The 23,391-nt window shown below is 39.5% G+C and carries 25 protein-coding genes; 18 read left to right on the forward strand and 7 right to left on the reverse strand.

The window, feature by feature from the left end; translation table 11 throughout:
* Positions 1 to 363 precede the first annotated feature (363 nt).
* The 6 genes from V3564_RS05755 to V3564_RS05780 all read right to left on the reverse strand — a co-directional run bounded on the left by V3564_RS05755 (position 364) and on the right by V3564_RS05780 (position 9,133).
* Complete coding sequence (locus V3564_RS05755; protein WP_455480625.1) at positions 364 to 2,346, reverse strand: MacB family efflux pump subunit; 1,983 nt, start codon at positions 2,344 to 2,346, stop codon at positions 364 to 366.
* A gap of 3 nt (positions 2,347 to 2,349) precedes the next feature.
* Positions 2,350 to 3,576 carry an efflux RND transporter periplasmic adaptor subunit gene (locus V3564_RS05760; RefSeq protein ID WP_455480626.1) on the reverse strand — a complete coding sequence of 409 codons (1,227 nt, stop codon included), beginning with the start codon at positions 3,574 to 3,576 and terminating at the stop codon, positions 2,350 to 2,352.
* Positions 3,573 to 5,057, reverse strand: coding sequence for an efflux transporter outer membrane subunit (locus tag V3564_RS05765; RefSeq protein ID WP_455480627.1), 1,485 nt, complete (start codon positions 5,055 to 5,057; stop codon positions 3,573 to 3,575). The genes V3564_RS05760 and V3564_RS05765 overlap by 4 nt, the downstream gene beginning before the upstream one ends.
* A gap of 64 nt (positions 5,058 to 5,121) precedes the next feature.
* Positions 5,122 to 5,931 (reverse strand): exodeoxyribonuclease III, encoded by an 810-nt coding sequence (locus V3564_RS05770; RefSeq protein WP_455480628.1) that lies wholly within the window; start codon positions 5,929 to 5,931, stop codon positions 5,122 to 5,124.
* A gap of 30 nt (positions 5,932 to 5,961) precedes the next feature.
* Positions 5,962 to 6,570: a LolA family protein gene (locus V3564_RS05775; protein WP_455480629.1), complete on the reverse strand. Its 609-nt coding sequence runs from the start codon at positions 6,568 to 6,570 to the stop codon at positions 5,962 to 5,964.
* Between the two features lie 112 nt (positions 6,571 to 6,682).
* Positions 6,683 to 9,133: a DNA translocase FtsK 4TM domain-containing protein gene (locus V3564_RS05780; protein ID WP_455480630.1), complete on the reverse strand. Its 2,451-nt coding sequence runs from the start codon at positions 9,131 to 9,133 to the stop codon at positions 6,683 to 6,685.
* A gap of 478 nt (positions 9,134 to 9,611) precedes the next feature.
* On the opposite strand from V3564_RS05780, the gene V3564_RS05785 reads away from it, so the two are divergent.
* Positions 9,612 to 10,895: a ubiquinone biosynthesis hydroxylase gene (locus tag V3564_RS05785; RefSeq protein ID WP_455481466.1), complete on the forward strand. Its 1,284-nt coding sequence runs from the start codon at positions 9,612 to 9,614 to the stop codon at positions 10,893 to 10,895.
* A 669-nt stretch (positions 10,896 to 11,564) separates the two neighbouring features.
* On the opposite strand, the gene V3564_RS05790 is transcribed toward V3564_RS05785, so the two are convergent.
* A complete protein-coding gene (locus V3564_RS05790) occupies positions 11,565 to 11,852 on the reverse strand; it encodes an H-NS histone family protein (RefSeq protein WP_455480631.1) in 288 nt (95 codons plus the stop codon).
* 127 nt (positions 11,853 to 11,979) lie between these two features.
* Between V3564_RS05790 and V3564_RS05795 the strand changes: the two genes are divergently transcribed.
* From V3564_RS05795 to V3564_RS05875, 17 genes are all read left to right on the forward strand, one after another.
* A complete protein-coding gene (locus tag V3564_RS05795) occupies positions 11,980 to 12,624 on the forward strand; it encodes a hypothetical protein (RefSeq protein WP_455480632.1) in 645 nt (214 codons plus the stop codon).
* Positions 12,621 to 13,274 (forward strand): trwN protein, encoded by a 654-nt coding sequence (locus V3564_RS05800; RefSeq protein WP_455480633.1) that lies wholly within the window; start codon positions 12,621 to 12,623, stop codon positions 13,272 to 13,274. Before V3564_RS05795 ends, V3564_RS05800 begins: the two co-directional genes overlap by 4 nt.
* 122 nt (positions 13,275 to 13,396) lie before the next feature.
* Positions 13,397 to 13,696, forward strand: coding sequence for a KorA family transcriptional regulator (gene korA / locus V3564_RS05805; protein WP_455480634.1), 300 nt, complete (start codon positions 13,397 to 13,399; stop codon positions 13,694 to 13,696).
* Complete coding sequence (trwL, locus tag V3564_RS05810) at positions 13,659 to 13,976, forward strand: VirB2 family type IV secretion system major pilin TrwL (RefSeq protein ID WP_455480635.1); 318 nt, start codon at positions 13,659 to 13,661, stop codon at positions 13,974 to 13,976. Before korA ends, trwL (V3564_RS05810) begins: the two co-directional genes overlap by 38 nt.
* A 153-nt stretch (positions 13,977 to 14,129) precedes the next feature.
* Complete coding sequence (trwL, locus tag V3564_RS05815; RefSeq protein WP_455480636.1) at positions 14,130 to 14,438, forward strand: VirB2 family type IV secretion system major pilin TrwL; 309 nt, start codon at positions 14,130 to 14,132, stop codon at positions 14,436 to 14,438.
* A 151-nt stretch (positions 14,439 to 14,589) separates the two neighbouring features.
* The gene (trwL, locus tag V3564_RS05820) at positions 14,590 to 14,901 is read left to right on the forward strand and encodes a VirB2 family type IV secretion system major pilin TrwL (RefSeq protein WP_455480637.1); all 312 of its coding nucleotides are present in this window, start codon (positions 14,590 to 14,592) and stop codon (positions 14,899 to 14,901) included.
* Between the two features lie 151 nt (positions 14,902 to 15,052).
* Positions 15,053 to 15,373: a VirB2 family type IV secretion system major pilin TrwL gene (gene trwL, locus V3564_RS05825; protein ID WP_455480638.1), complete on the forward strand. Its 321-nt coding sequence runs from the start codon at positions 15,053 to 15,055 to the stop codon at positions 15,371 to 15,373.
* A gap of 137 nt (positions 15,374 to 15,510) precedes the next feature.
* A complete protein-coding gene (locus V3564_RS05830; protein WP_455481467.1) occupies positions 15,511 to 15,831 on the forward strand; it encodes a conjugal transfer protein in 321 nt (106 codons plus the stop codon).
* 12 nt (positions 15,832 to 15,843) lie between these two features.
* A complete protein-coding gene (locus V3564_RS05835) occupies positions 15,844 to 16,152 on the forward strand; it encodes a type IV secretion system protein VirB3 (protein ID WP_455480639.1) in 309 nt (102 codons plus the stop codon).
* A gap of 2 nt (positions 16,153 to 16,154) precedes the next feature.
* Entirely contained in the window at positions 16,155 to 18,626 is a 2,472-nt protein-coding gene (locus tag V3564_RS05840; RefSeq protein ID WP_455480640.1) for a VirB4 family type IV secretion/conjugal transfer ATPase, read from the forward strand.
* Positions 18,623 to 19,378, forward strand: coding sequence for a type IV secretion system protein (locus V3564_RS05845; protein WP_455480641.1), 756 nt, complete (start codon positions 18,623 to 18,625; stop codon positions 19,376 to 19,378). Before V3564_RS05840 ends, V3564_RS05845 begins: the two co-directional genes overlap by 4 nt.
* A gap of 143 nt (positions 19,379 to 19,521) precedes the next feature.
* Positions 19,522 to 20,394, forward strand: a complete 873-nt coding sequence (locus V3564_RS05850) for a type IV secretion system protein (RefSeq protein ID WP_455480642.1) — start codon at positions 19,522 to 19,524, stop codon at positions 20,392 to 20,394.
* Between the two features lie 174 nt (positions 20,395 to 20,568).
* Positions 20,569 to 20,712: a TrwH protein gene (locus V3564_RS05855; protein WP_455480643.1), complete on the forward strand. Its 144-nt coding sequence runs from the start codon at positions 20,569 to 20,571 to the stop codon at positions 20,710 to 20,712.
* Positions 20,709 to 21,344 carry a type IV secretion system protein gene (locus tag V3564_RS05860; protein ID WP_455480644.1) on the forward strand — a complete coding sequence of 212 codons (636 nt, stop codon included), beginning with the start codon at positions 20,709 to 20,711 and terminating at the stop codon, positions 21,342 to 21,344. Before V3564_RS05855 ends, V3564_RS05860 begins: the two co-directional genes overlap by 4 nt.
* A 156-nt stretch (positions 21,345 to 21,500) precedes the next feature.
* Positions 21,501 to 22,373 carry a type IV secretion system protein gene (locus V3564_RS05865; protein ID WP_455480645.1) on the forward strand — a complete coding sequence of 291 codons (873 nt, stop codon included), beginning with the start codon at positions 21,501 to 21,503 and terminating at the stop codon, positions 22,371 to 22,373.
* A 174-nt stretch (positions 22,374 to 22,547) separates the two neighbouring features.
* Positions 22,548 to 22,691 carry a TrwH protein gene (locus V3564_RS05870; protein ID WP_455480643.1) on the forward strand — a complete coding sequence of 48 codons (144 nt, stop codon included), beginning with the start codon at positions 22,548 to 22,550 and terminating at the stop codon, positions 22,689 to 22,691.
* Positions 22,688 to 23,386: a virB8 family protein gene (locus V3564_RS05875; RefSeq protein ID WP_455480646.1), complete on the forward strand. Its 699-nt coding sequence runs from the start codon at positions 22,688 to 22,690 to the stop codon at positions 23,384 to 23,386. The genes V3564_RS05870 and V3564_RS05875 overlap by 4 nt, the downstream gene beginning before the upstream one ends.
* Positions 23,387 to 23,391: the final 5 nt, after the last annotated feature.

Raw genomic sequence — 23,391 nt, forward strand, 5'->3', positions numbered from 1 at the left:
TTTAAGGGATTTTACGCTAACAATTATGATGATTTGCCAGATGCTGTTTTATAAGGATCGCTCGATTGCTGAAATCATTAAAAGAGAAAGTATCTTACTATAAAGTCTTCTTCATCAAAGGAAGTTTGTAACGAATATTTGCCGTTAAAGAGTACAAATGCCCCTTGTATAGGAACTTTGTGGAGGTCGCTTCTTACACTTTTCAATCACCGCAATAAAGAGCAGAAAAAACATCTACTTCACCTGCCATGCTTACAAGCTGTTTTATTGAAGCATGCATTCCACACAGTCTTTCCTTCTTGGTCAATCCTACATCCAGCATGAACACGCAACAACAACCACATTCTCCATAATTGTCGAAGCTTAATCACGCGAAAGAGCAACAAAGGGGTCAAGCCGTGAAGCTTGTCGCGCTGGCGAAAAGCCAAAACATATCCCGATGAGAGTCGAAAAAGTAAGAGATATGATAATCGAATCAGTTGTGTAAATCAGATAGATAGGTGCATTAAAGAGAAAAAACAAACCACCAATAGAAAGTCCAAACAGAATTCCCAAACTACCCCCAATGATACAAACTAAAATTGCTTCAATTAAAAATTGCTGCAAAATATCACTCTGACGTGCACCAACTGCCATACGCACCCCAATTTCATTGATCCGCTCCGAAACAGTAACCAGCATAATATTCATCACTCCGATACCTCCAACGATCAGCGAAATAGCTGCAATTGAAGACACTAAAAGCGTTAAAATATGTGTGCTTTCCATGATACGATCACGAAATAGCTGAGAATTTCTAATGAAAAAATCCTCTTTACCATGGCGCATAATTAAAAAACGCCGTACCATAGTCTCCGCCAAATTTGAATCAACACCATCAGCAACCTTAACCGTAATTGCACGAACCTGCGTTGTTCCAAGAAAACGCGTTTGTACGGTTGTATAAGGCAAATAAATTTGCAACGTATTCGATGTGCCCCCAGTGTGTTGCGGATCTACCACACCAACAATACGTGCTGGAACCTTTCCAACATGCACCACTTTCCCAAGTGGACTCTCATGACTATGGGGGAAAAGAACAGAAAGCGCCTCTTTTTCGATCACTAAATCAACTGCTCGATCATGCACACTTTTCTGATCAAACAAGCTTCCTTGAACAGCATTGAGTCCTTGTGTCTGAAAGAATTGTTCTCCCACCCCTGCAATCACAGCATTGGCCTCAATTGCACCAAAACGTACCGTAGAATTTGCTGAAATCTGAGGTGTTACACCAGAAACATAGGGCAATCCGGAAAGAGCCTCTGCATCAGCTTCAACCAAGCTGGTTATTTTCTCTGATTGTGGATCAGAAAAGCTTTTTCCAGGCAAAATTGTCAATGTATTAGAACCCAAACTTTTAAAATTTTCTAAGATTTTTTCTCGTGTACCATTCCCCAAAGCAACCATTGCAATAATCGCAGCGATACCGATAATCACTCCAAGCATCGTTAAAAAAGTCCGCATTCGGTGCGCATTCATTGCCAATAACGCCATAACAAATGCCTCACGAAATCGCTCGGTAAAAGAACGAAAAAAACCAAGTGGTTGTTCATTTTTTAGACTTTGTTCTCCATGAAAAGATTGGCCTTTCGTCTTTGTTTTTTTAACTTTTAACCCATTATCAGCAATAATCTCTCCATCACTAATTTCGATAATACGATCTGCTCTTTTAGCCACCTGCATATCGTGCGTTACCATGATAATTGTGCGCCCTTCTTGATGAAGCTCATCCAAAATACGCAACACTTCTTGGCCACTCTGTTTGTCTAATGCACCGGTTGGCTCATCAGCAAGGATAACCTCCGCATTATTCATGAGAGCACGTGCAATTGACACACGTTGTTGCTGACCGCCTGAAAGTTGGTTTGGACGATGATTTATCCTATCCCCCATACCTAAGCGTGTTAAAAGATCTTGAGCACGTTTTTTTCGTTTTTCCGGTGCATATCCGGCATAAATAGCTGGAATTTCAACATTGCCAAGCGCTGTCAATTCACTCAGCAAATGATAGCGCTGAAAAATAAATCCAAAATGATTGCGCCGCAAAGCTGATAATTCATCAGCAGAAAAAGAAGCTGTTTCTTTCCCTGAAATCCAATAACGACCAGAACTTGCTCGGTCAAGACAGCCTAAAATATTCATCAACGTGGATTTTCCTGAACCGGAAGCTCCCACAATTGCTACCATTTCACCACGTTTAATAGTAAGATTGATACCTTTCAAAACAGTGACAAATGTCTCTCCCGCAGGAAACTTGCGCACGATATTTTCCAAAATGAGGATAGCATCTTCTTGCTCTGCTTTCATGCTTTAGCTCTCATCTTCGCTGTGTTCGTCAGGCACATCTGGCATCGTCCCGTCGCGCGAACCGGTAATAACCACATCACCCTCATGAAGCCCTGAAACAATCTCTGCCATAACTTTGTTATTGAGCCCAACAGTCACTTGTTTTGCAACCACTTTATTTTTCCCCACCAAAAGAGAAACCCATGCTTTACGCTCTTTTGTTTCATCACGTAAAGCATCACTTGGAACCAACAAAACATTTTGAGCACGCCCTAAAATAATATGAACTTGAGCGGTCATATAAGTTCGCAGAAAGTTATCTTTATTATCGACATGCACAATCCCATTATAATAGATAGCCGATGTCATTAAAGAGTTAGAGCCTCCTATCATACCGGGATTAATACTTACATCAGAACGGATTGATTCAGGAGCAGGCTCTACCCTTTCTAAAGTTCCTTCATAACGACGCTGTGAATCACCCAAAACTGTAAAATAAAGGGGTTGTCCAGCTTGAACCTTAAGAACATCAGCTTCTGAAATTTGTGCTTTGACAGTCATTTTTGACAAATCACCCAAAATAACAATTGTTGGTGCCGATTGAACAGCATTAACATTCTGCCCTTTTTCTACAACCGTTGCTAAAACTGTTCCCGCTGAAGGAGCGGTCACCCGCGTATATCCTAAATTGACCTCTGCACTTTCCACATCAATTTGTGCTTGTGTAATTTGCTCTCGAAGCTGAACAATTTGCGCTTCGCGTATTTTCACCTGTGTTGTAGCATCATCTAGGTTAGACTGTGCAGTCGCATGTATTTTGATCATTTGTTTCTGACGCTCTAAGTTTTTCTGTGCAAGAGCGAGATAGGCTTCTTGTTCTTTCAAGCTCGCATAATGGTGGGACAATGCTGCTTTTTTTCTTTTCAGATCGTTTTCTTGATCTGTAGGATCAATTTCTGCTAAGAGATCCCCTTCTTTCACGATACTACCGGGGAAAACGCGCATTGACACTACACGTCCTGTTGCACGTGCACCAACAGCAACTAACCGATAAGGACGCACAAGGCCAGAAGCCAAAACACTTTCCTCGATATCACCACGCTTCACCACCGCTGTCATATAAAGCGGCGCTGGTGTTCCAAAAAAAACAGACCGCACCCATAACAAAAAAATAAGAAGGAATACAGCAGTTAAAAATAAAGAAAGTTTTTTGCGTTTTGTAATGAAGTTTTTGATGAAACTTGTTTTCATTGCTTTACCTTTGTACGCAAACGAGTTGCGCTATCGACTACTTCCGGACGTGACACATCAACGACGCCATCCCAGCCACCACCCAACGCTTTCATCAGCGCAATATACTGAGTAACCAAAGAAATACGGCTATCCTTAAGCGCCATTTGCGCAGAATAATAAGAACGATTAGCACTTAACAATTCAAGGAAGCTGGTATTTCCATTTTCAAAAAGGCTTCGTGAAAGTTTTAAGGAATGCAGAGCAGCTGTATTCGCAACGATAAGCTTTTCTAAACGCTGTTGTTCTTTATTCAATCTTACAAGCGCATTTTCTACATCCTCTAAAGCTCCCAACACAGCAGCACGATAAGTAATAAAAGCTTGATCACGCTGCGCACGTGCTACCGCAACAGAAGCCGCGATCTGACCTCCATTAAAAAAGGGAAAACGAAGACTGGGTCCAAAAGACCACCCAATCGTTGAATTTTTCCATAACTGGTCAACTGCTGTTGCCCCTGTCGAAATATTACCGGTTAAAGTAAGTGATGGATAGCGATCTGCTTCACGCTGACCAATCCGCGCTGTAGCTTGTGCATATTGGCGCTCTGCTCGTCGTAAATCTGGACGTGTTAATAAAATATCAGCCGGAATTCCTGTTGATATTGGCCATTGTGGTTGTGGAATCTTTGCTCCCTTTGCACTTTTTTGCAAGAGATTCCTCAAAGCTGCAGGCACATAACCGGTTAAGACGGAAAGACGATGAATGCTCATTTCCACATTAGCTTCCATCTGTGATATGTCCGCTTCTGTATTCGCCATCTGCGCTTGCGCATTTGAAACATCAAGCTCTGAAGCATCACCAGCCATTAATTTGGCACGCACCAAATCAAAAGTTTTACGTTGTGATGAAGCAATTTCCTGTACAAGAAACAATTTTTGTTGCCAACCACGCATTTGAACATAATTTGTTGCAACATCTCCTAACAACGTCACCATTGTAGCGCGCATATCTTCTACTGCCGCCTCAAGACCATAATGCGCTGCTTCAACCGCTCGTTTATGTCCACCAAAAAAATCAAGCTCCCAGCTCGCATCAAAACCACTACGATATTGGCTTAAAAAAGCATCAGATTTCCCAGAACCACTACGAGTTCCTGAAATTGAACTTGACATACTTGGCAAAAGAGATCCTACAACTTGCCCGACACCAGCACGCGCTTCGCGAACCCGCGCTTTCGCAATAGCAACATTATTATTTCCAGAAATCGCGTAATTTATCAACTCATTTAAAATAGGATCATTTAAACGCCGCCACCATCCTGCAAGCTCAACCGAATGCTCGAGCATCTGTGCAGATTGTTGTCCCCAAACTAACGGAACACGAAAGGATGTCTTATGATAATTGGGACCAACCATACATCCTGACAACATAAAAAAACATAAAAAAACACTGTAAAATAAGCTATTCGAACCACTCTGCTTTAGATCTTTGATCTGCATCCACTCTCCCGCAATTTTCAGAATCAACTTATTAATATTTTATTAGTAATTTCTTATTTCAAACTTAGCGTGAAAAATCAAATACAGTTTGTACCGGGACATGATCTGAAGGTTGCTTCCACCCCCGTGAATTGCGAAAAATTGAAAGATCTGCAACAAAAGGAGCTAGATCTGGAGAAGACCAAATATGATCAAGACGCCGCCCACGATCAGCAAGTGCCCAATCACGTGCACGATAACTCCACCATGTATAAAGTTTGGTAGGAACAGGAAAATACATACGCATCAGATCAACCCACCCACCTTGACAACATAAAGCTTGTAAACGTTCGGTTTCAATTGGTGTATGGCTCACAACCTTTAACAGTTGTTGATGAGACCAAACATCATCTGGCAAAGGAGCAATATTCAAATCACCTACCAAAAGAGAAGAGAGACCATCTCCCTGATAAGCTTGGATAGAAGACATTTCTTCCAGAAAATCAAGTTTATGACGGAATTTTTCATTCACATCAGCATCCGGCACATCACCTCCAGCGGGAATGTAAAAATTATGAATCCGTATTCCCCTGCCATAAGCTTCAACAATCACCGAAATGTAACGACAATCTTGCTTTTGACAAAAGCAACGCTTTTCAACACTTTTAAAAGGCAAACGCGAAACAATCGCCACCCCATTGTAAGATTTTTGTCCACTCAATGCGATATGCTTATAACCCGCTGCTTCAAAAGCCTCACGTGGAAATAAAGCATCTGGACATTTTGTCTCTTGTAAGCATAAAACATCTGCAGAAAATATATCCAAATACTGAAAAATCTGCGCAAGACGCAAACGGACAGAATTAATATTCCAAGTAGCAATACGAAAAAACATCTGTTTCAATTCCAATGGTATAATACCGCACTATTTCTTTGAAGGAAGTGTGAACATACCATCAGCAAATCGCACCCCCATCCGCACATTCATGATTTGAACAGTAGTTTCTAAATTCTGTTGATCAACAATTGTCCATTGGCGCAAGGCATAGCTTTTAGAATCAAAAACCATTCTTATTTTTCCTCTGCCAATGCTTTTATCACGCAAGATAATTGTCACCGCCCCTGGATCTTCACGAAGTGCCAATAAACGCCCAGATGATATATCAATTTTATTAGCCAACAGAAACTTCATCGGCGTCTGAAAAAGCGGCGAGAAACTCCAAGTATTCAACGCGCGATTGTTAATCCCTACGAATTGACCATCTGCAATGATTTGTAGAGGTACTTTTTTGTAAATAAAACGAATTTTTCCTGGACGCTCTAAATAAAATGTTCCCTCAGTGATTTTTCCCTTTGGACTAAATTGAATAAAATCACCTGTCATTGTTTTAATCGCTGCTAAGTGATTGGCAATATTCTGCGCTTGTGCCACTTGTTTAGACGATTGCGAAAAAGCAGGAAAGGCCATGCATAAAAAGACAATAATCCCAGCACAACCAAATACTCTTCTCCACAGGAAAAAAAACGCTCTCATAAAAATGCTCCCAAGCAATCCAATCTTTATTTTAAATATAGAGCAGCAAATGATAAATGAATATCTTCCTTTAAAGGTTATTGTTTGAAAAAACTATCAAAAGATTTTTCTCTCAAAAGAATTCTTCTTCATCAGGCACCAAAATTTCTCGTTTACCCGCATGGTTAGCTGGACTAATGATGCCTTCTTCTTCCATACGCTCAACCAGCGAAGCAGCACGGTTATAGCCAATGCCTAAACGGCGTTGAATGTAAGAAGTTGAAACCTTACGATCACGAAGAACAACTGCAACAGCTTGACTGTAAGGATCATCTGCTGAAGGGGTAGTCAAAGAAACATCAGCACCATGCTCTGCAATTTCTTGCGTAATGGTTTCCAAATAATCAGGCCGTGCTTGCGTTTTGAGATGTGCCACAACTTGCTCAACTTCTTCATCAGCCACAAAGGGCCCATGAACACGCTGGATACGCCCTCCTCCCATCATGAAGAGCATATCTCCTTGCCCCAACAATTGCTCAGCTCCCTGCTCACCAAGAATTGTTCGACTATCGATTTTTGAACTCACAGAAAAAGAAATACGTGTGGGGAAATTGGCTTTAATCGTTCCCGTAATCACATCCACCGAAGGACGCTGAGTAGCCATAATCACGTGAATACCGGCAGCACGCGCCATTTGTGCTAAACGTTGAACTGCTCCTTCAATGTCTTTACCAGCGACCATCATTAAGTCCGCCATTTCATCAATAATAACAACGATATAAGGCATGGGATTTAAATCGAGTGTTTCCGTCTCATAAAGGGGCTCTCCAGTCTCATGATCAAATCCAACTTGAACTGTACGCGTCATTGTCTCACCCTGACTTTCTGCCTCCTTGAGACGCGCATTAAACCCATCAATATTGCGGACACCAACTTTTGACATTTTGCTGTAGCGTTCTTCCATTTCACGAACAGCCCACTTAAGAGCAATTATTGCTTTTTTGGGATCTGTTACCACTGGTGTTAACAAATGTGGAATGCCATCATAAACCGAAAGTTCAAGCATTTTCGGATCCACCATAATTAAGCGACATTGTTCAGGTGTCATCCGATAAAGAAGCGACAAAATCATGGTATTAATGGCGACAGATTTTCCCGATCCTGTTGTACCTGCTACCAAAAGATGCGGCATTTTTGCCAAATCCGTGATAACCGTTTCACCCCCTATTGTCTTGCCCAAAGCAAGCCCCAGTTTTGCTTTGCTATCTACAAATTCCTGTGCCTGCAAAATTTCCCGCAAATAAACCATCTCACGCGTTGCATTAGGTAATTCTATCCCTATCACATTGCGTCCTGGAACCACAGCAACACGCACTGAAATCGCACGCATCGAGCGTGCAATATCATCTGCTAAACCTATAACACGGGAAGACTTAATGCCAGCAGCAGGCTCAAATTCGTACAAAGTTACCACCGGACCAGGGCGCGCATCAATAATTTTTCCTTTAACCCCAAAATCCGATAAAACACCCTCAAGTTCATGAGAGTTTTCTTGTAAGGCAGCAGGAGAAAGTTTTGCATCCCTTACAGCCGGTGGAGAAACTGAAAGATAATCCAAAAGTGGAAGAAGAAAACCTTCTTTTGAAGAAGCCATTAAAGGCTTAAAAACACGGCCTTTAATAGGAGAAACAGATGCCTTAGTTTGAGAACCCTTACCTTTTACTCTTTCGTCAAAGAAAACTGGTTCAATCCGATCAAATGACTTTTCCTGTTTTTCAGACTGACGGCTTGACGAAAAACAACGAAAAAACTGTGCTTGTAAAAAATACAAAAGATGCAAAACTGCTCCACAAGTCGTAACAAAAAAACCGTGCTGCACTTCATCCGCAGCATCTTCTGTATCTTCTATATCTTCTGGCACATCGAAAACCGAATCCAAAATTTCTGTTGCGGCCTTTTGGTTATTTTTTGCCTCTCTTTTATTTGTTTGGCATCGCCACACAACATTACCAGCAAAAGCGGCCATAAAAAAACTTAAAAACGCAAGAGCAATTCCCAAGAGCACATTCTGAAATGGAGAAAGAAAGACAGGAAAGATTAAATGAGCAGCACTTAAAATTTTATCCCCCAAAACCCCTCCCAAACCCATTGGTAATGGCCAATACGTAAAAGGAATAATAGGAGTCATAAGAGCAAAAGAAACGAGAAAACAAATCGTCGATATCACCCATAAAACAAGGCGAAACATCAAATTATGGATATCCTTTTGTGCCAGCAAAAGAAATGACCAGAATAATGGCGACAACAAAACACAAAGACTTGCCAGACCAAAAAATTGCATAACAAAATCTGAAAAAATTGCACCTGGCCATCCCATAATGTTTGTAATCTCATTTGTACTTGCATGCGTTAATGAGGGATCTACAACATTCCAAGTTGCCAAAGCAAAAACACAAAAAACAATGAAGCCCAAAAGCCCAAGCCCAATGAAAACACCAATCTGGCGCAAAAACATCTCAATAAGCCACGAACCTTGAGAGGTTGGCGTTTCTAAAAAATCATAAGGCGAAGAACTTCGATGCATCCATCAATCCCAAATATAAAAACTCTGCGTACTTCATAGTTTAAAGAGTAATAAAATTATAACATAAAAATGTTAATACAGTTTTAACCATCACAACCACAACAATTTCCTTACCTGTAGTGTCATAAAACATTGTTCTTCAAAACGATGACATAAGGCACATTCATGTATAATTTAAAATACAATAATATCCTCTATATCTGATTTCAGTTTTCTTTTGCATCAACCAAGTATAGAATAGTGAAATTGAGTAGAGGTTCAGGGCAGAACTTACCCAAAGAACCTATGCAGTGAAACACGTAAGTGATCAGCAATAGGAATCAACAGAGAGAAGTCTCCCTGTTTATGAACCAACGCTAGAGGAAGCTTCATCCTTTAGAGAAGAGAGAAAGTTAAATATTGTGTAAAAGGTAATATTAAAGAAAAATATCCTTTTCGTTTAAGAGCAAACAAACCACGAACAATGGAACGCAGCGTTGTGTATTCTTATCCCAATAAAAATGTAAAACCCAATAGAAAGACAAGCACCAATAAAAGCATAAAACAATGCGATCTCCTTATTGCAGGAGGCGCAGTTGTCGGACTAACACTAGCAATAGCGCTCAAGCAAGCAGCACCTGATCTGAAAATCAATATCGTTGATGCTACTCCTCAAGAAGATATTCCCGCTTCCAATATACGAACACTCGCCCTTGCTGCTGCTTCTATTCGTATGTTAAAACAATTGCAATGTTGGAAACATATAAAACCCCATGCCCAACCCATTCATTCAATGGTTATCACGGATGCATATACAAATGATCCTGTCAAACCAACTCTTTTAACCTTTGAAGGAGATGTTACCCCAAACGAGCCCTTTGCTGCTATGGTAGAACATGCAAAGCTCATCAGTGCTTTAAAAAAGCGTGTAAAAGATCTACATATCCCTGTCATTACAAATATGCGTGTCGTTGATTTTGATCAACAAGAAGACCAACATACAACTGTCACTTTAAGCAATGAAGAAATTTGGCAAACAAAGTTACTTATTGCAGCCGACGGAGCACATTCGAAATTACGTGAAAAGGCAGGCCTTAAAAACTTTTCTCACGCTTACAAACAAACAGCAATCATATGCACGATTGAACACGAAAAGCCCCATCATGGCCAAGCAACTCAACATTTCTTACCTACCGGACCTTTCGCTCTTCTCCCTCTTCAAGGCAACCGATCCGCCATTGTATGGAATGAACACCATAAAACTGCGCAATATTATCTCAAAGCTGATCCTCTTATTTTTGAAACAGAACTCGAAAAACGCATTGGTCATCAGCTTGGAAAACTCTCTTGGAATGGCCAACGTCAAGCTTTTCCCTTGAGCCTTTCTTTAACACGTCAATGCATTAAACCTCGTTTTGTTCTCGTTGGAGATGCTGCCCACACAATCCACCCCATTGCTGGACAAGGACTCAATTTAGGATTACGCGATAGCGCTGCACTCGCTGAAGTTATTATTGAAACAGCGCGATTGGGTCTTGATATTGGATCCCTTACTGCCCTCGAACGCTATCAAAGCTGGAGACGTTTTGAAGTTGTACGAATGGCTTTGAGTAATGACTGGCTTAATCAACTATTTTCTAATGATAATCTCTTCTTGCGCATGCTCCGCAATACCGGCCTCGGCATTGTTAATCAGGCACCAAAAATAAAAAAATATTTCATTCAAGAAGCTGCCGGTCTTACTCCTAATGCCCCACGTCTGCTACACGGACTCCCACTTTGAGAAAAAGTCGTACCATTTCACTTTTTGTAATTTATGGATACAAGCTCTCTTTTATAAAGATAAGCTCTTTTTTGGAAATATCAATGTCTTAAGAAAATCCTATTATGATACAATGAAGTTACCCGCAACCTATCACCACAGCCTTTGATGAATTATGCGTGCAACCTTCCCTCACACACACACATCACAGAAAATAGACAGACGTTTAAAAATTGCCAAACCTTTTCGTTTTCAATGCGCTCTTTATTCATCGGTGCACATCGCGAACTTTGATAACAAACACTTCAAAACATTTCATAAAAACATATCAAAACCAATATCAGTCGTAGAGAAATTTTATTTTTCAAAACACTCTCTAATCTCAACCATACGACAGATAAAAAATAAAACTGATACCTAGCGTACATAATCTTACAAGAGAAAGATCAGAAAAAAATCCATAAAAATATCACGCTATTATTCTATAGATTATCAAAAACATAAGGGCATGCGTACAGTAATATACTTTTTACACTTAAATGAACTCGTTCGTGTTTCCTATGTTTTATTCGAGCACTCAACCCTTTGACGCATTAGTTTAGAACTTTTATACATCGAATTACCGAAAAGAGCGCACTACTTGAGTTCATATCTCTTGATATCCTCACACCTTGCAATGTTGCATATGTGTCATGTTACTTCTAGCTCTTCAAGCGTATAACCATTCTCCAACCATTCTTTAATCCACTTAGGTCTACGTCCACGTCCATTCCATAATTCCCATTGGTTATTGGGATTTCTGTAATGGCGCTCCTTGTACACAAGATCAGCTATATCAATTCCATGTGCACTAGCAATTTCAAGAATTTTTCGCCGTGCATTCTGCTTCTCTTTTGCTTGCCGTTTTTTCAATTCCACATCGATTTTGACACGCATCTCTTGTAGCTCATCAAAATTCATGTTTTTGAGATCATTCACCTTATTACTCCCCTTGCAAAAAAGAATTGTGCTTTGTCATATTTTGAACATAATTATAGACAATTTCTGTCTATTTATTATCGAAATTAAAATTACGATGAATATATCACTTTGACGGAGATGTTCTTTGAACTGTGGAGAATTGTTTATTTTTGTTTCAGTTGTCACAGCCGTATCCTTTTTCAGTTCAATCACTGGAATTGGTAAGCGAAGTATGCAGGCTTCATTCCAACTCTTTGGCTCTCATGAACCATTTAGCTCTCATGAACCAGCGGTCGAAAGTGAATATAAGTCACCAGTCTATAAACTATGGCAATACGTGATAAAGAACAAGCCCTCCACGCATAATGGTAATGCAGTTTATTTTAACACTAAGCAATACCCTCACATACAACGGTTTTTTGTTTCACAGTGCTCTCCAGAAAGATTAAGACAATCAGAAAGTTATGCAAAACAATCAACCTCAATAGAATCCCAAAAACGGTTATCATTTGAAAACAACCTCTCTTTCCACGAATATGATGACCATAGTGGTATTGGTTGGCGTAATGTATTCGGGTCTGTCTTACACATTTATTTGACTAATCGGATATTAGTATATGTTAAAAATGTTTTCGGAAGAGGTCAAGTTTGTGGTCGCAAGGAATATTCTGAGCTGAACAATCTTACTTCGCGGATTCATAAGAATACAGTATGGCAGCAATCAGAAAAACCACACAGAATTTATGCTCACGCTAATAGAGTTTTTTATCATCAGGTGTATTGCTTATGACTGTTTCAAATTTCATAATGCTCGCTGCCACATGCACACCAGCTACATACTCTACAACACTTTCAGCTGTCATCATGCAAGGACTACAGGGCAATATTGATGGCACAAGTGTGAATGATAATCATAAGTTATCGCATCAACTGTCCACATTGAAAAAAGAAATTGCAATAACTAAACAATTTGAACAAAGTGAACATAATTTTGATGTATTTTTGAGACAAACTAGTGTCGACAATCTGAATTTGTTTGGCATGTCTTTCTCTGATGTGTTCGATATTTGCAAAAATTTTAGAGTTGTGCAACCCACTTTAACGCACTGCTATAAAAGAGCGATGTTGAAGTGCAATTCTGAACAGACTGCATTGCGAACTGTGCTGAATTTTTACGACGCAGAAAGTTTTAGAAATGGTTTTATCAATGCTTCTATGCAGAAAGTCTCTTCACATGTTGGAGTAAAAGCTCCTGCATTTGTATATGAAGAATCGCAAAAGCCTGTACAGCTTCACAAAAGAGAGTCAGAACAAACAATTAAGGAAGAGTTCGTTTCTTCTGAAGAACTTGTTGATGCATTTACGCACACATCAAGTGATCTCCGTGATGCTTTTACAATAGAAGATTCCTCTTCATTGGAAAAACAACAGGAACGATGATTACTGTATTTACAAATTAGAACTACAATTTTGATAAGATATAGTGATGAAAGGTAGATAAGAAAATATAAAGCTCTAATTAGTAAGATTGGACAGAATCTATTCTAATTGAGGGCAAAATAATGAAAATGATAGAGCAAAGCAGCGTTGATATAGCATTTAATCAAAAGGCAGCACGTGAAATTACAATCGTGATGCACTCAGAGAGAGAATGGTATTTTACGTTTGTTGCAGATGATCCAATAACCGGCAAACCAAACAAGTATACGCTTCTTACGCAGAGAGGGAAATTAAGGACTTGGGCTAATCCGAAATATCTCTTTAAATTTCTTCATGAAAGAGGAGTTGTTTGCGGAAGTTTTAGTCTTAATCAGGAAAAGCAACATGAAACAATTCAATATTATTCAAACAAAAGTTCATAATAAGATCATTACAACTAGGGCGTCTATAGTGATATTTTTTATGACTTATCCTGTATATAGCCAAGCAAAAGGTTTGGAAAGAGTCAAAACCGTTCTAGAAAATGTGCGAACGCAATTAAATGTAATTATTCCTATTGCTGCCACCATCATACTTTTGTGCTTAGCAGTTAGTTATGCAGGGCGCTTTATCGAAAAAAGTACATTTGTACGATGGGCAATTGGTGTCATCATTGCCGGTTCAGCATTCGAAATTGCCAACATGTTATTCGGAAAACCTTGAAATTAATTATGAGATTACACAGCGTAAAATGTTCTCTTTATGTAAAAAGAAGATTCACATTTCGATGATTTTAAACCTATCCGTGAGAACGTTATTTATGCTGCAAAAGAGAAGTTTTATTTATAACTTAGAGCATTGCGGAGATGTAAAGACATGAAATACTTAAATGCTATCCTGAAAATTAATGATAAAATCATCACGACCAGTGCAACTGTGACTATGTTTTTTATGACTTATCCTGCCTACGCCGATGGCTTGGATCGAGCTAAAAGCGTTCTAGAGAAGCTGCGGGATAGTCTGAAAACTATTATTCCTATTGCCGCCACCGTTATACTTTTGTGCTTAGCAGTTAGTTATGCAGGGCGCTTTATCGAAAAAAGCACATTTATACGATGGGCGATTGGTGTCATCATCGCTGGTTCAGCAGCCGAAATTGCCAACATGTTATTCGGACAAGCTTGAAACTAATTATGAGGTTATATAACACAAAGCATTCTTATTAAGTTCCACAAAATATACATTTAGCAATTTAAGCAGATTGGTGATTGCGTCACTTTTACTACGTAAAAATAATTTACTTTTAACAAAGTTAATTTTCATCAGGCAAATAATTATGAAGCAGTTGAACACTTTTCAATCAAAAATTAGCAACGATATCATCACAACTACTGCAGTTATAACTATCTTTTTTATAAACAATCCTGCATATGCTCAAGGCCTAAAGAAGGCTGAAGGGGTTTTAAAAGAAGCAAAAGAAGGACTAATGAAAATTGTTCCCATTGCTGCTACTGTTATACTTTTATGCCTAGCAGTCAGTTATGCTGGACGCTTTATCGAAAAGAGCACATTTTTACGGTGGGCAATTGGTGTTGTCATTGCTGGTTCAGCAGCTGAAATTGCCTACATGTTATTCGGGAAGCCTTGAAGCTAAGTATGAGGCTATATAACACAAAACATTCTTATTAAATTTTATAAAATACACATTTAGCAATTTAAAAAGATCGGTGATTGCATCACTTTTACTACATAGAAATAATTTACTTTTAACAAAATTAATTTTCATCAGGCAAATAATTATGAAACAGTTAAACGCTTTTCAATCAAAAATTAGCAACAGTATCATCACAACTACTGCAGCTATAACCATCTTTTTTATAAACAATCCTCCTGCATATGCTCAAGGCCTGAAGAAGGCTGAGGGGGCTCTAAATGAACTAAAAAGTGGGCTAACAAAAATTGTTCCCATTGCTGCTACCATTATACTTTTATGCCTAGCAGTCAGTTATGCTGGACGCTTTATCGAAAAGAGCACATTTTTACGGTGGGCAATTGGTGTTGTCATTGCCGGTTCAGCATTCGAAATAACCACTTTGTTGTTTAGTAAGAATGGAGGCTGATTAAAAGTTATAGAGCACAATATTTTCTTTTTCTTCAAAGACAAACTTCGTATCCGGTAATTAAATGCACGCTAATAATGTTTTTATTTAACACTGTAAGGAGGGGTTTTTTTATGACAAATTCAATCATAATGAGGATGAAAAGTGTGAAACAATCAAATACTTCTCAATCCCAGATTTGTAGCAAGGTGAGTATTGCTTTTGTAACTGCAATCATATTTTTAAAAACTCAATCTGTATATGCCAAAAAAACAATTAAGGATGTAGATGTTCTAACAGGTATGCACTACGGGCTAGGTACAATTGTTCCCATTATTGCTGCTTTCATTCTTGTATTTCTATTGATCATTTATATGTGTCGTATCATTGCAAAGACGACATTTACACGGTGGGCATTCAGTACCATCATCGCTGGTGCGGCATTCTACATTAGCCATATATTATTTCATGTTGACTAACCGGAGTAGCCTATGAAACCACAAAGACATGAAGCATTTCCTTTATTCAAGGGAGCAACCCGTGTTCCAACAATTTGGGGAGTGCCCATGATCCCGCTCATGGTGATGGTTATGAGTGTTGCCGTTATTGCTATGACGATAAATATCTTTTTATGGATCATCGCACCACCATTATGGTTCATTATGGCACAAGTCACCAAAAATGATGATAAGGCATTCCGGATCTGGTGGTTGTGGATTGATACCAAATTCCGCAATCACAACAAGGGCTTTTGGGGCGCATCAAGTTACAGTCCCTCTAACTACCGCAAAAGGAGATAACCATGATAGCTGTTGAGAGCAGCAAGCGCCTCGCATCAGAGACACCAGTAAGCCTGTTTATACCCTATTCACACCATGTCACAGATACGATTATTTCTACCAAAAACGCAGAATATTTATCGGTCTGGAAGATTGACGGACGTTCGCATCAAAGTGCTTCAGAAGAAGATATTTTTCAGTGGACGAAAGAGCTAAACAACACCCTACGCGGTGTTGCATCAGCCAACCTATCACTGTGGACTCATATTGTGCGCCGCCGTGTGTATGAATATCCCGATTCAACATTTGATAAAATGTTTTGCTATCAGCTTGATGAAAAATATCGACAAAGCTTTGCTGGTTATAATCTGATGGTCAATGACCTATATCTGACTGTTGTTTTTCAACCGGTAGCTGATAAAATTATGTCCTTCTTTTCTCAGCATGAACGCGAAACCCTCGATCAAAAAAAAATGCGGCAGGAATCGTGTATAAAAGCTCTCAATGATATCAACCGTACTTTAAGTCAATCGTTTAAACGTTATGGTGCAGAACTTCTTGGTGCTTATGAAAAAAATGGCCATGCTTATTCTTCTGCGCTTGAGTTTCTTGGAATGCTGGTCAACGGTGAATATCGACCTATGCCGATCTGTCACGACCGTTTTTCTGATTATATATCTGTTAATCGACCTTTTTTCTCAAAATGGGGTGCTTTTGGCGAATTGCGTACAACCAGTGGAATACGTCGATTTGGAATGCTGGAAATTAAGGAATACGACGCAACAACTAAACCAGGCCAATTCAATATTTTGCTAGAAAGTGATTTTGAATTCGTGTTGACACAGAGCTTTTCTGTACTCTCACGACATGCAGCAAAGGATTATTTACAGCGGCATCAGCGTAATCTTATCGATGCTCGTGATGTGGCAACAAGCCAAATTGAGCAAATTGACGAAGCCCTTAATCAGCTTATAAGTGGGCATTTTGTCATGGGTGAGCATCATTGTACATTGACTATCTATGGTGACACAGTTCAACAGATCCGCGACCATATGGCAAAAGCAAGTGCAGCTATGTTGGATGTTGCAGTGTTACCAAAACCTGTAGATTTAGCTATAGAGGCTGGTTATTGGGCACAGCTTCCTGGAAATTGGAAATGGCGACCACGTCCCGCGCCAATTACATCACTGAACTTTTTGTCATTCTCGTCCTTTCATAACTTTATGTCAGGCAAACCAGTTGGAAATCCATGGGGGCCAGCGGTCACAATTCTTAAAACAGTAAGTAAAACACCACTTTATTTCAATTTTCATGCTTCCAAACTTGAAGAAGACTCAACGAACAAGCGATTACTTGGGAATACCGCACTCATCGGGCAATCTGGTTCTGGTAAAACTGTATTGTTAGGATTTCTGTTAGCGCAAGCGCAAAAATTCAAACCGACAACCGTTGTTTTTGATAAAGATCGTGGGATGGAAATTGCCATTCGGGCGATGGGTGGTCAATATCTGTCATTCAAAGCTGGTAAGCCAAGTGGTTTTAACCCGTTTCAACTTCCTCCCACACAAGACAATCTGATTTTTCTGAAACAATTTGTTAAAAAATTGGTGGAAGCTGGTGGTGAAGTCACGCACCACGACGAAGAGGAAATTAACCAAGCCGTCATATCGATTATGAGTAGCAACATTGACAAGTCACTACGCCGCTTATCTTTTCTGGTGCAGTTTTTACCAAATCCACACTTAAATGATTATAATGCACGTCCATCTGTTCACGCTCGCTTGATAAAATGGTGCGAAGGTGGTGATTATGGGTGGTTATTTGATAATCCCAATGATGCACTTGACCTCTCAACACATCAAATTTACGGCTTTGATATTACTGAATTCCTAGATAACACAGAGACTCGTACTCCGGTGATGATGTATTTGCTCTACCGCACAGAGGGAATGATCAGTGGACAACGGTTTATGTATATCTTTGATGAATTTTGGAAGCCTTTGCAAGACCCGTACTTTGAGGATTTGGCAAAGAACAAACAAAAAACTATCCGTAAACAAAATGGTATTTTTGTTTATGCCACGCAAGAACCTAGCGATGCCCTAGAAAGCAATATTGCCAAAACACTTATTCAGCAATGCGCAACCTATATTTTTCTAGCCAATCCCAAAGCAAATTATGAAGATTATACAGCAGGCTTTAAACTAACAGATGCTGAATTTGAACTGGTCAAAGGACTTGGTGAGTTTAGTCATAAATTCCTTATCAAGCAGGGTGACCAATCCGCACTTGCAGAGCTAAATCTCGGTAAATTCCATGTAGTAGTCGATGGAAAAACCATCGAGCATGACTTTAGTGACGAACTCTTGGTGTTATCAGGTACACCTGACAACGCAGAGTTAGCCGAAAACATTATCTCTGAAGTAGGTGATGATCCGGCAGTATGGTTGCCAGTTTTTTTACAACATGTAAAAACTGAGAGGAGAACAACATGAAAAAGCAAATCATCTCAATAGCAATAGCAATAACTTTAGGAACACCGAGCCAAACAATGGCTTTTTTAGGAGCGGGAGCAGCAGATTTGGAGCGATCGGTCCCGCCTCTATCTAATTGGTTCTCTTGGGGAACACCACCCAAAAAAACACCACCCAAAAAACCTTCTCCACCACAACACTATGTAGAGCTCATCAGTTTAGTAAAAAAACAGCTTGAGCAAACAGAAAAAATACACAAATCTATAACAGAGAATCGAAATTTTGGTACTAAGAAACTTGGAGCTGTACAAACAGATCACAGCAGTTTTTTTCTCAAAAATCCACAATTAGTCTACAATAAAAGCACCCATCCAACTATATCTGCATCCCTTACAAATATTTTACAAGAAGAAGAAATTCCTACTTCTGTCCGTGAGTCTCGTGATTCTATCGACAAACGCCTTCAACATGCAGCCGCTGTTGATAAAGCTGTAAGCTTACAAACTTTTCAAGAAACAGAAAATCGTTTTAAACAAATTTCAGAATTAGTGAAACAAATAAATACAACAGCCGATCTAAAAGGTATTGCAGAATTGCAGGCACGCATAAAGGGCATGCTAGCTATGATCCAGAATGAAGCAACAAAACTGCAAATGGTAGCGCATTCGCGTAATGCAGAACAGGCACTTATTAACCAACAAAAGCAAAAGCGCAATATGAGAATTCTTAGCAGTAAAAATAAAGAAATGCCTCCAATAAGGTCTATAAGATGAAGCATTTTATACCAACATCACCCACCTCAAAACAACTTCAACACAAGTATTTATGGTGGATTGCATAAATGCAAATGAAGCACACAACACGCATCTATGTTCCAAGGTAATGGAAAACCAAGTATTCGTTAAAGAGGAATGCCATGGACTTCAAAATGTTTACGCAGCTTTTCGATCACATTGATCAGGCAACAAAAATGTATGTCACGGATGTTTCCTTAAAAGCAATTACTATCATTACACCCATCGTCTCAATCGGCCTTACCATTGCTTTCATCATATACGGATGGCTCATCATTCGTGGTGCAGTAGACATGCCAGTCTCTGGCTTTCTGAGCCGTTGTCTACAAGTGAGTATTATTACTTCAATTGCACTGTCCGCAGGACTTTACCAAAACGAAATTGCAAGTTTGATAATAGAAACACCTTACAACTTGCTAAGTGCACTGATGAACAACCCACCAAACAGCAAGCAATTAGTCACTCTGGTTGACAAAGTCGCTGAAAGAGGTTTCGACTTCGTAAGCGAAGCTTTTGAAGAAGCTGCCTTTTGGGAAGGCGAGGGGCTCCTTTATGGCCTCTTTGGTATCCTCATCTTGCTCGCAACAAGCTTCCTAGCTGCAGTCGGTGGTGCATTCATTCTGCTAACAAAAATCGCACTTGTCCTTCTCGTCGGGCTCGGACCATTCTTTATCGTTACATTGCTCTGGCAGCCAACCTATCGCTTTTTCGAACAATGGATAACTCAAATCTTGAGCTATATAATTCTCCTTATACTCCTAGCCACCGTGTTTAGTCTGATGATGAATATCTTTGCAAATTATATGACCGACCTGAAATTCGATGGAAAACAGAACGTGGGTTATTCGCTTGGTGGTGCCCTCATCTTATCCATTATTTCCATTGTACTGTTGTGCAAAATGTCAAAAATTGCCAATGCTTTGGCAAAAGGCGTTACATTCGGGCATTTATGGAGACTAAATACAGCTGTTCGAAGCAGTCGTACAGTCAAATAACCAAAATATCTCGATCACCCAATAAAGGTACCCGTACTGCAACTGAATATTTCCGTAAAAGTTAAATTAAGAAAATAAAGGCAAGTAAAAAACAATATATTTTATAATCAAAATTGAAATATCGATAAAAAAGTGTTAGACAAAATTTTATAGTCGAAAAAGAGGAGTGTTAAAATGAAATTTATCATTTTTACAATTTTGATTACGGGTCTTTTATCGGCTTGCGCATCGGAACCAAAACTTAAACAACCAAATAATTGGAACCGTGTACCCATTAATAAAACAATTCCTGCCGAAATTCAGCGAGGCGCAACATGAGAAAATTAAGTATTATAGTCATAATAAGCGCAATTTTTGCAACGCTAAATTTAGCAAGAAGTTCAGAGGAAATGGCTAGTCCTGAAGAAGGAAATATTTTAACACTAACAGAAAAAATACATGATTCTATAACGGGTAGTCGAACAGCAACCTCAATGCCGAAGCAAGGTGGAGATTTACTATTCCCAAATCCACAATACATCTATGACCAGGATAAACAAACAGAAATTGCCCAACAGATCCCCAAGTTATTTGGCCAAATCATAAGAAATGAAAATAGCCTTTATGAATCTTCCATGGAGGATGCGCGTGAATCTATTGATGAACGCAGTCAATATGCAGCAGTCATAGATAAAGTCGTAGCTTTGCAGACTTTTAAGGAAACGGAAAGTCGTTTTGAACAAATTTCAAGAATATTAACTGATATTGAAAAAATGAAAGATTTAAAAGGCATTGCTGAATTACAAGTGCGTATGAAGGGTATGCTAGCTATGATCCAGAATGAAGCAACAAAACTGCAAATGGTCTCATATCTACGCAACACTGAGAAAGTACTTATCGACCGGCTAAAACGTAAGCGCAATGTGCAAATTCTTCAGAAAAAAAATACAAAAATGCCAGCTATACGGTAGGTGTGTAAGATGAAGCATTTTATACCAACATCACCCACCTCAAAACAACTTCAACACAAGTATTTATGGTGGATTGCATAGATGCAAATGAAGCACACAACACGCGTCTATGTTCCAAGGTAATGGAAAACCAAGTATTCGTTAAAGAGGAATGCCATGGACTTCAAAATGTTTACGCAGCTTTTCAATCACATTGATCAGGCAACAAAAGCATATGTCACGGATGTTTCCTTAAAAGCAATTACTATCATTACACCCATCGTCTCAATCGGCCTTACCATTGCTTTCATCATATACGGATGGCTCATCATTCGTGGTGCAGTAGACATGCCAGTCTCTGGCTTTCTGAGCCGTTGTCTACAAGTGAGTATTATTACTTCAATTGCACTGTCCGCAGGACTTTACCAAAACGAAATTGCAAGTTTGATAATAGAAACACCTTACAACTTGCTAAGTGCACTGATGAACAACCCACCAAACAGCAAGCAATTAGTCACTCTGGTTGACAAAGTCGCTGAAAGAGGTTTCGACTTCGTAAGCGAAGCTTTTGAAGAAGCTGCCTTTTGGGAAGGCGAGGGGCTCCTTTATGGCCTCTTTGGTATCCTCATCTTGCTCGCAACAAGCTTCCTAGCTGCAGTCGGTGGTGCATTCATTCTGCTAACAAAAATCGCACTTGTCCTTCTCGTCGGGCTCGGACCATTCTTTATCGTTACATTGCTCTGGCAGCCAACCTATCGCTTTTTCGAACAATGGATAACTCAAATCTTGAGCTATATAATTCTCCTTATACTCCTAGCCACCGTGTTTAGTCTGATGATGAATATCTTTGCAAATTATATGACCGACCTGAAATTCGATGGAAAACAGAACGTGGGTTATTCGCTTGGTGGTGCCCTCATCTTATCCATTATTTCCATTGTACTGTTGTGCAAAATGTCAAAAATTGCCAATGCTTTGGCAAAAGGCGTTACATTCGGGCATTTATGGAGACTAAATACAGCTGTTCGAAGCAGTCGTACAGTCAAATAACCAAAATATCTCGATCACCCAATAAAGGTACCCGTACTGCAACTGAATATTTCCGTAAAAGTTAAATTAAGAAAATAAAGGCAAGTAAAAAACAATATATTTTATAATCAAAATTGAAATATCGATAAAAAAGTGTTAGACAAAATTTTATAGTCGAAAAAGAGGAGTGTTAAAATGAAATTTATCATTTTTACAATTTTGATTACGGGTCTTTTATCGGCTTGCGCATCGGAACCAAAACTTAAACAACCAAATAATTGGAACCGTGTACCCATTAATAAAACAATTCCTGCCGAAATTCAGCGAGGCGCAACATGATAAAGAAACAAGCTAAACCAGTAAAAGCCGAACGACTCAACAATTATTATGAAGAGAGCCGAGGTTTGGAACGTGAGCTCATCAATGAATTCGTAAAGTCGCGCAGAACAGCATGGCGTGTGGCAGGTGCTGTTGGCATTTTTGGCTTATTCGGCATGATATGCGGTGTTGTTGGCTTTTCCCAACCAGCTCCCACTCCCTTAGTACTACGCGTTGATAACACAACTGGCGCAGTCGATGTTATCTCTGTAATGCGTGAACATGAAACCAGCTATGGTGAAGTCGTAGACAGATACTGGCTCAATCAATATGTACTTAACCGTGAAACTTACGACTATGACACCATTCAGCTGAATTATGACACTGCGGCACTTTTAAGTGCACCGACTGTTCAACAGGAATTTTATAAAATTTATGAGGGTGAAAATGCGCGTGACAAAGTGCTTTCCAACAAAGCACGCATCACAGTTAAAGTACGATCAATCCAGTCGAATGGACGTGGTCAGGCGACGGTGCGTTTTACAACGCAACAACATGACAGCAGCGGCGCAGTTGGAATAAAACAACACCAAATCGCAACAATTGGCTACACCTATGTCGGTGCACCAATGAAATCATCTGATCGATTGCTTAACCCCCTTGGTTTCCAAGTTACAAGTTACCGTGCTGACCCGGAAATACTGTTGAATAATTAAGGAAT

It is taken from the genome of Bartonella sp. B12(2025) (assembly GCF_053795135.1).

What these genes read in the sequence shown, in the direction of transcription:
- V3564_RS05755 (WP_455480625.1), bottom strand. Translation starts at nt 2,346, where the DNA reads ATGAAAGCAGAGCAAGAAGATGCTATCCTCATTTTGGAAAATATCGTG.
- V3564_RS05870 (WP_455480643.1), top strand. Translation starts at nt 22,548, where the DNA reads ATGAAATTTATCATTTTTACAATTTTGATTACGGGTCTTTTATCGGCT.
- V3564_RS05780 (WP_455480630.1), bottom strand. Translation starts at nt 9,133, where the DNA reads ATGCATCGAAGTTCTTCGCCTTATGATTTTTTAGAAACGCCAACCTCT.
- V3564_RS05800 (WP_455480633.1), top strand. Translation starts at nt 12,621, where the DNA reads ATGACTGTTTCAAATTTCATAATGCTCGCTGCCACATGCACACCAGCT.
- V3564_RS05840 (WP_455480640.1), top strand. Translation starts at nt 16,155, where the DNA reads ATGATAGCTGTTGAGAGCAGCAAGCGCCTCGCATCAGAGACACCAGTA.
- V3564_RS05855 (WP_455480643.1), top strand. Translation starts at nt 20,569, where the DNA reads ATGAAATTTATCATTTTTACAATTTTGATTACGGGTCTTTTATCGGCT.
- V3564_RS05875 (WP_455480646.1), top strand. Translation starts at nt 22,688, where the DNA reads ATGATAAAGAAACAAGCTAAACCAGTAAAAGCCGAACGACTCAACAAT.
- trwL (WP_455480636.1), top strand. Translation starts at nt 14,130, where the DNA reads ATGAAATACTTAAATGCTATCCTGAAAATTAATGATAAAATCATCACG.
- trwL (WP_455480638.1), top strand. Translation starts at nt 15,053, where the DNA reads ATGAAACAGTTAAACGCTTTTCAATCAAAAATTAGCAACAGTATCATC.
- V3564_RS05775 (WP_455480629.1), bottom strand. Translation starts at nt 6,570, where the DNA reads ATGAGAGCGTTTTTTTTCCTGTGGAGAAGAGTATTTGGTTGTGCTGGG.
- V3564_RS05760 (WP_455480626.1), bottom strand. Translation starts at nt 3,576, where the DNA reads ATGAAAACAAGTTTCATCAAAAACTTCATTACAAAACGCAAAAAACTT.
- trwL (WP_455480635.1), top strand. Translation starts at nt 13,659, where the DNA reads ATGAAACAATTCAATATTATTCAAACAAAAGTTCATAATAAGATCATT.
- V3564_RS05770 (WP_455480628.1), bottom strand. Translation starts at nt 5,931, where the DNA reads ATGTTTTTTCGTATTGCTACTTGGAATATTAATTCTGTCCGTTTGCGT.
- V3564_RS05765 (WP_455480627.1), bottom strand. Translation starts at nt 5,057, where the DNA reads ATGCAGATCAAAGATCTAAAGCAGAGTGGTTCGAATAGCTTATTTTAC.
- V3564_RS05830 (WP_455481467.1), top strand. Translation starts at nt 15,511, where the DNA reads ATGAAAAGTGTGAAACAATCAAATACTTCTCAATCCCAGATTTGTAGC.
- V3564_RS05835 (WP_455480639.1), top strand. Translation starts at nt 15,844, where the DNA reads ATGAAACCACAAAGACATGAAGCATTTCCTTTATTCAAGGGAGCAACC.
- V3564_RS05845 (WP_455480641.1), top strand. Translation starts at nt 18,623, where the DNA reads ATGAAAAAGCAAATCATCTCAATAGCAATAGCAATAACTTTAGGAACA.
- trwL (WP_455480637.1), top strand. Translation starts at nt 14,590, where the DNA reads ATGAAGCAGTTGAACACTTTTCAATCAAAAATTAGCAACGATATCATC.
- V3564_RS05860 (WP_455480644.1), top strand. Translation starts at nt 20,709, where the DNA reads ATGAGAAAATTAAGTATTATAGTCATAATAAGCGCAATTTTTGCAACG.
- V3564_RS05865 (WP_455480645.1), top strand. Translation starts at nt 21,501, where the DNA reads ATGGACTTCAAAATGTTTACGCAGCTTTTCAATCACATTGATCAGGCA.
- korA (WP_455480634.1), top strand. Translation starts at nt 13,397, where the DNA reads ATGAAAATGATAGAGCAAAGCAGCGTTGATATAGCATTTAATCAAAAG.
- V3564_RS05850 (WP_455480642.1), top strand. Translation starts at nt 19,522, where the DNA reads ATGGACTTCAAAATGTTTACGCAGCTTTTCGATCACATTGATCAGGCA.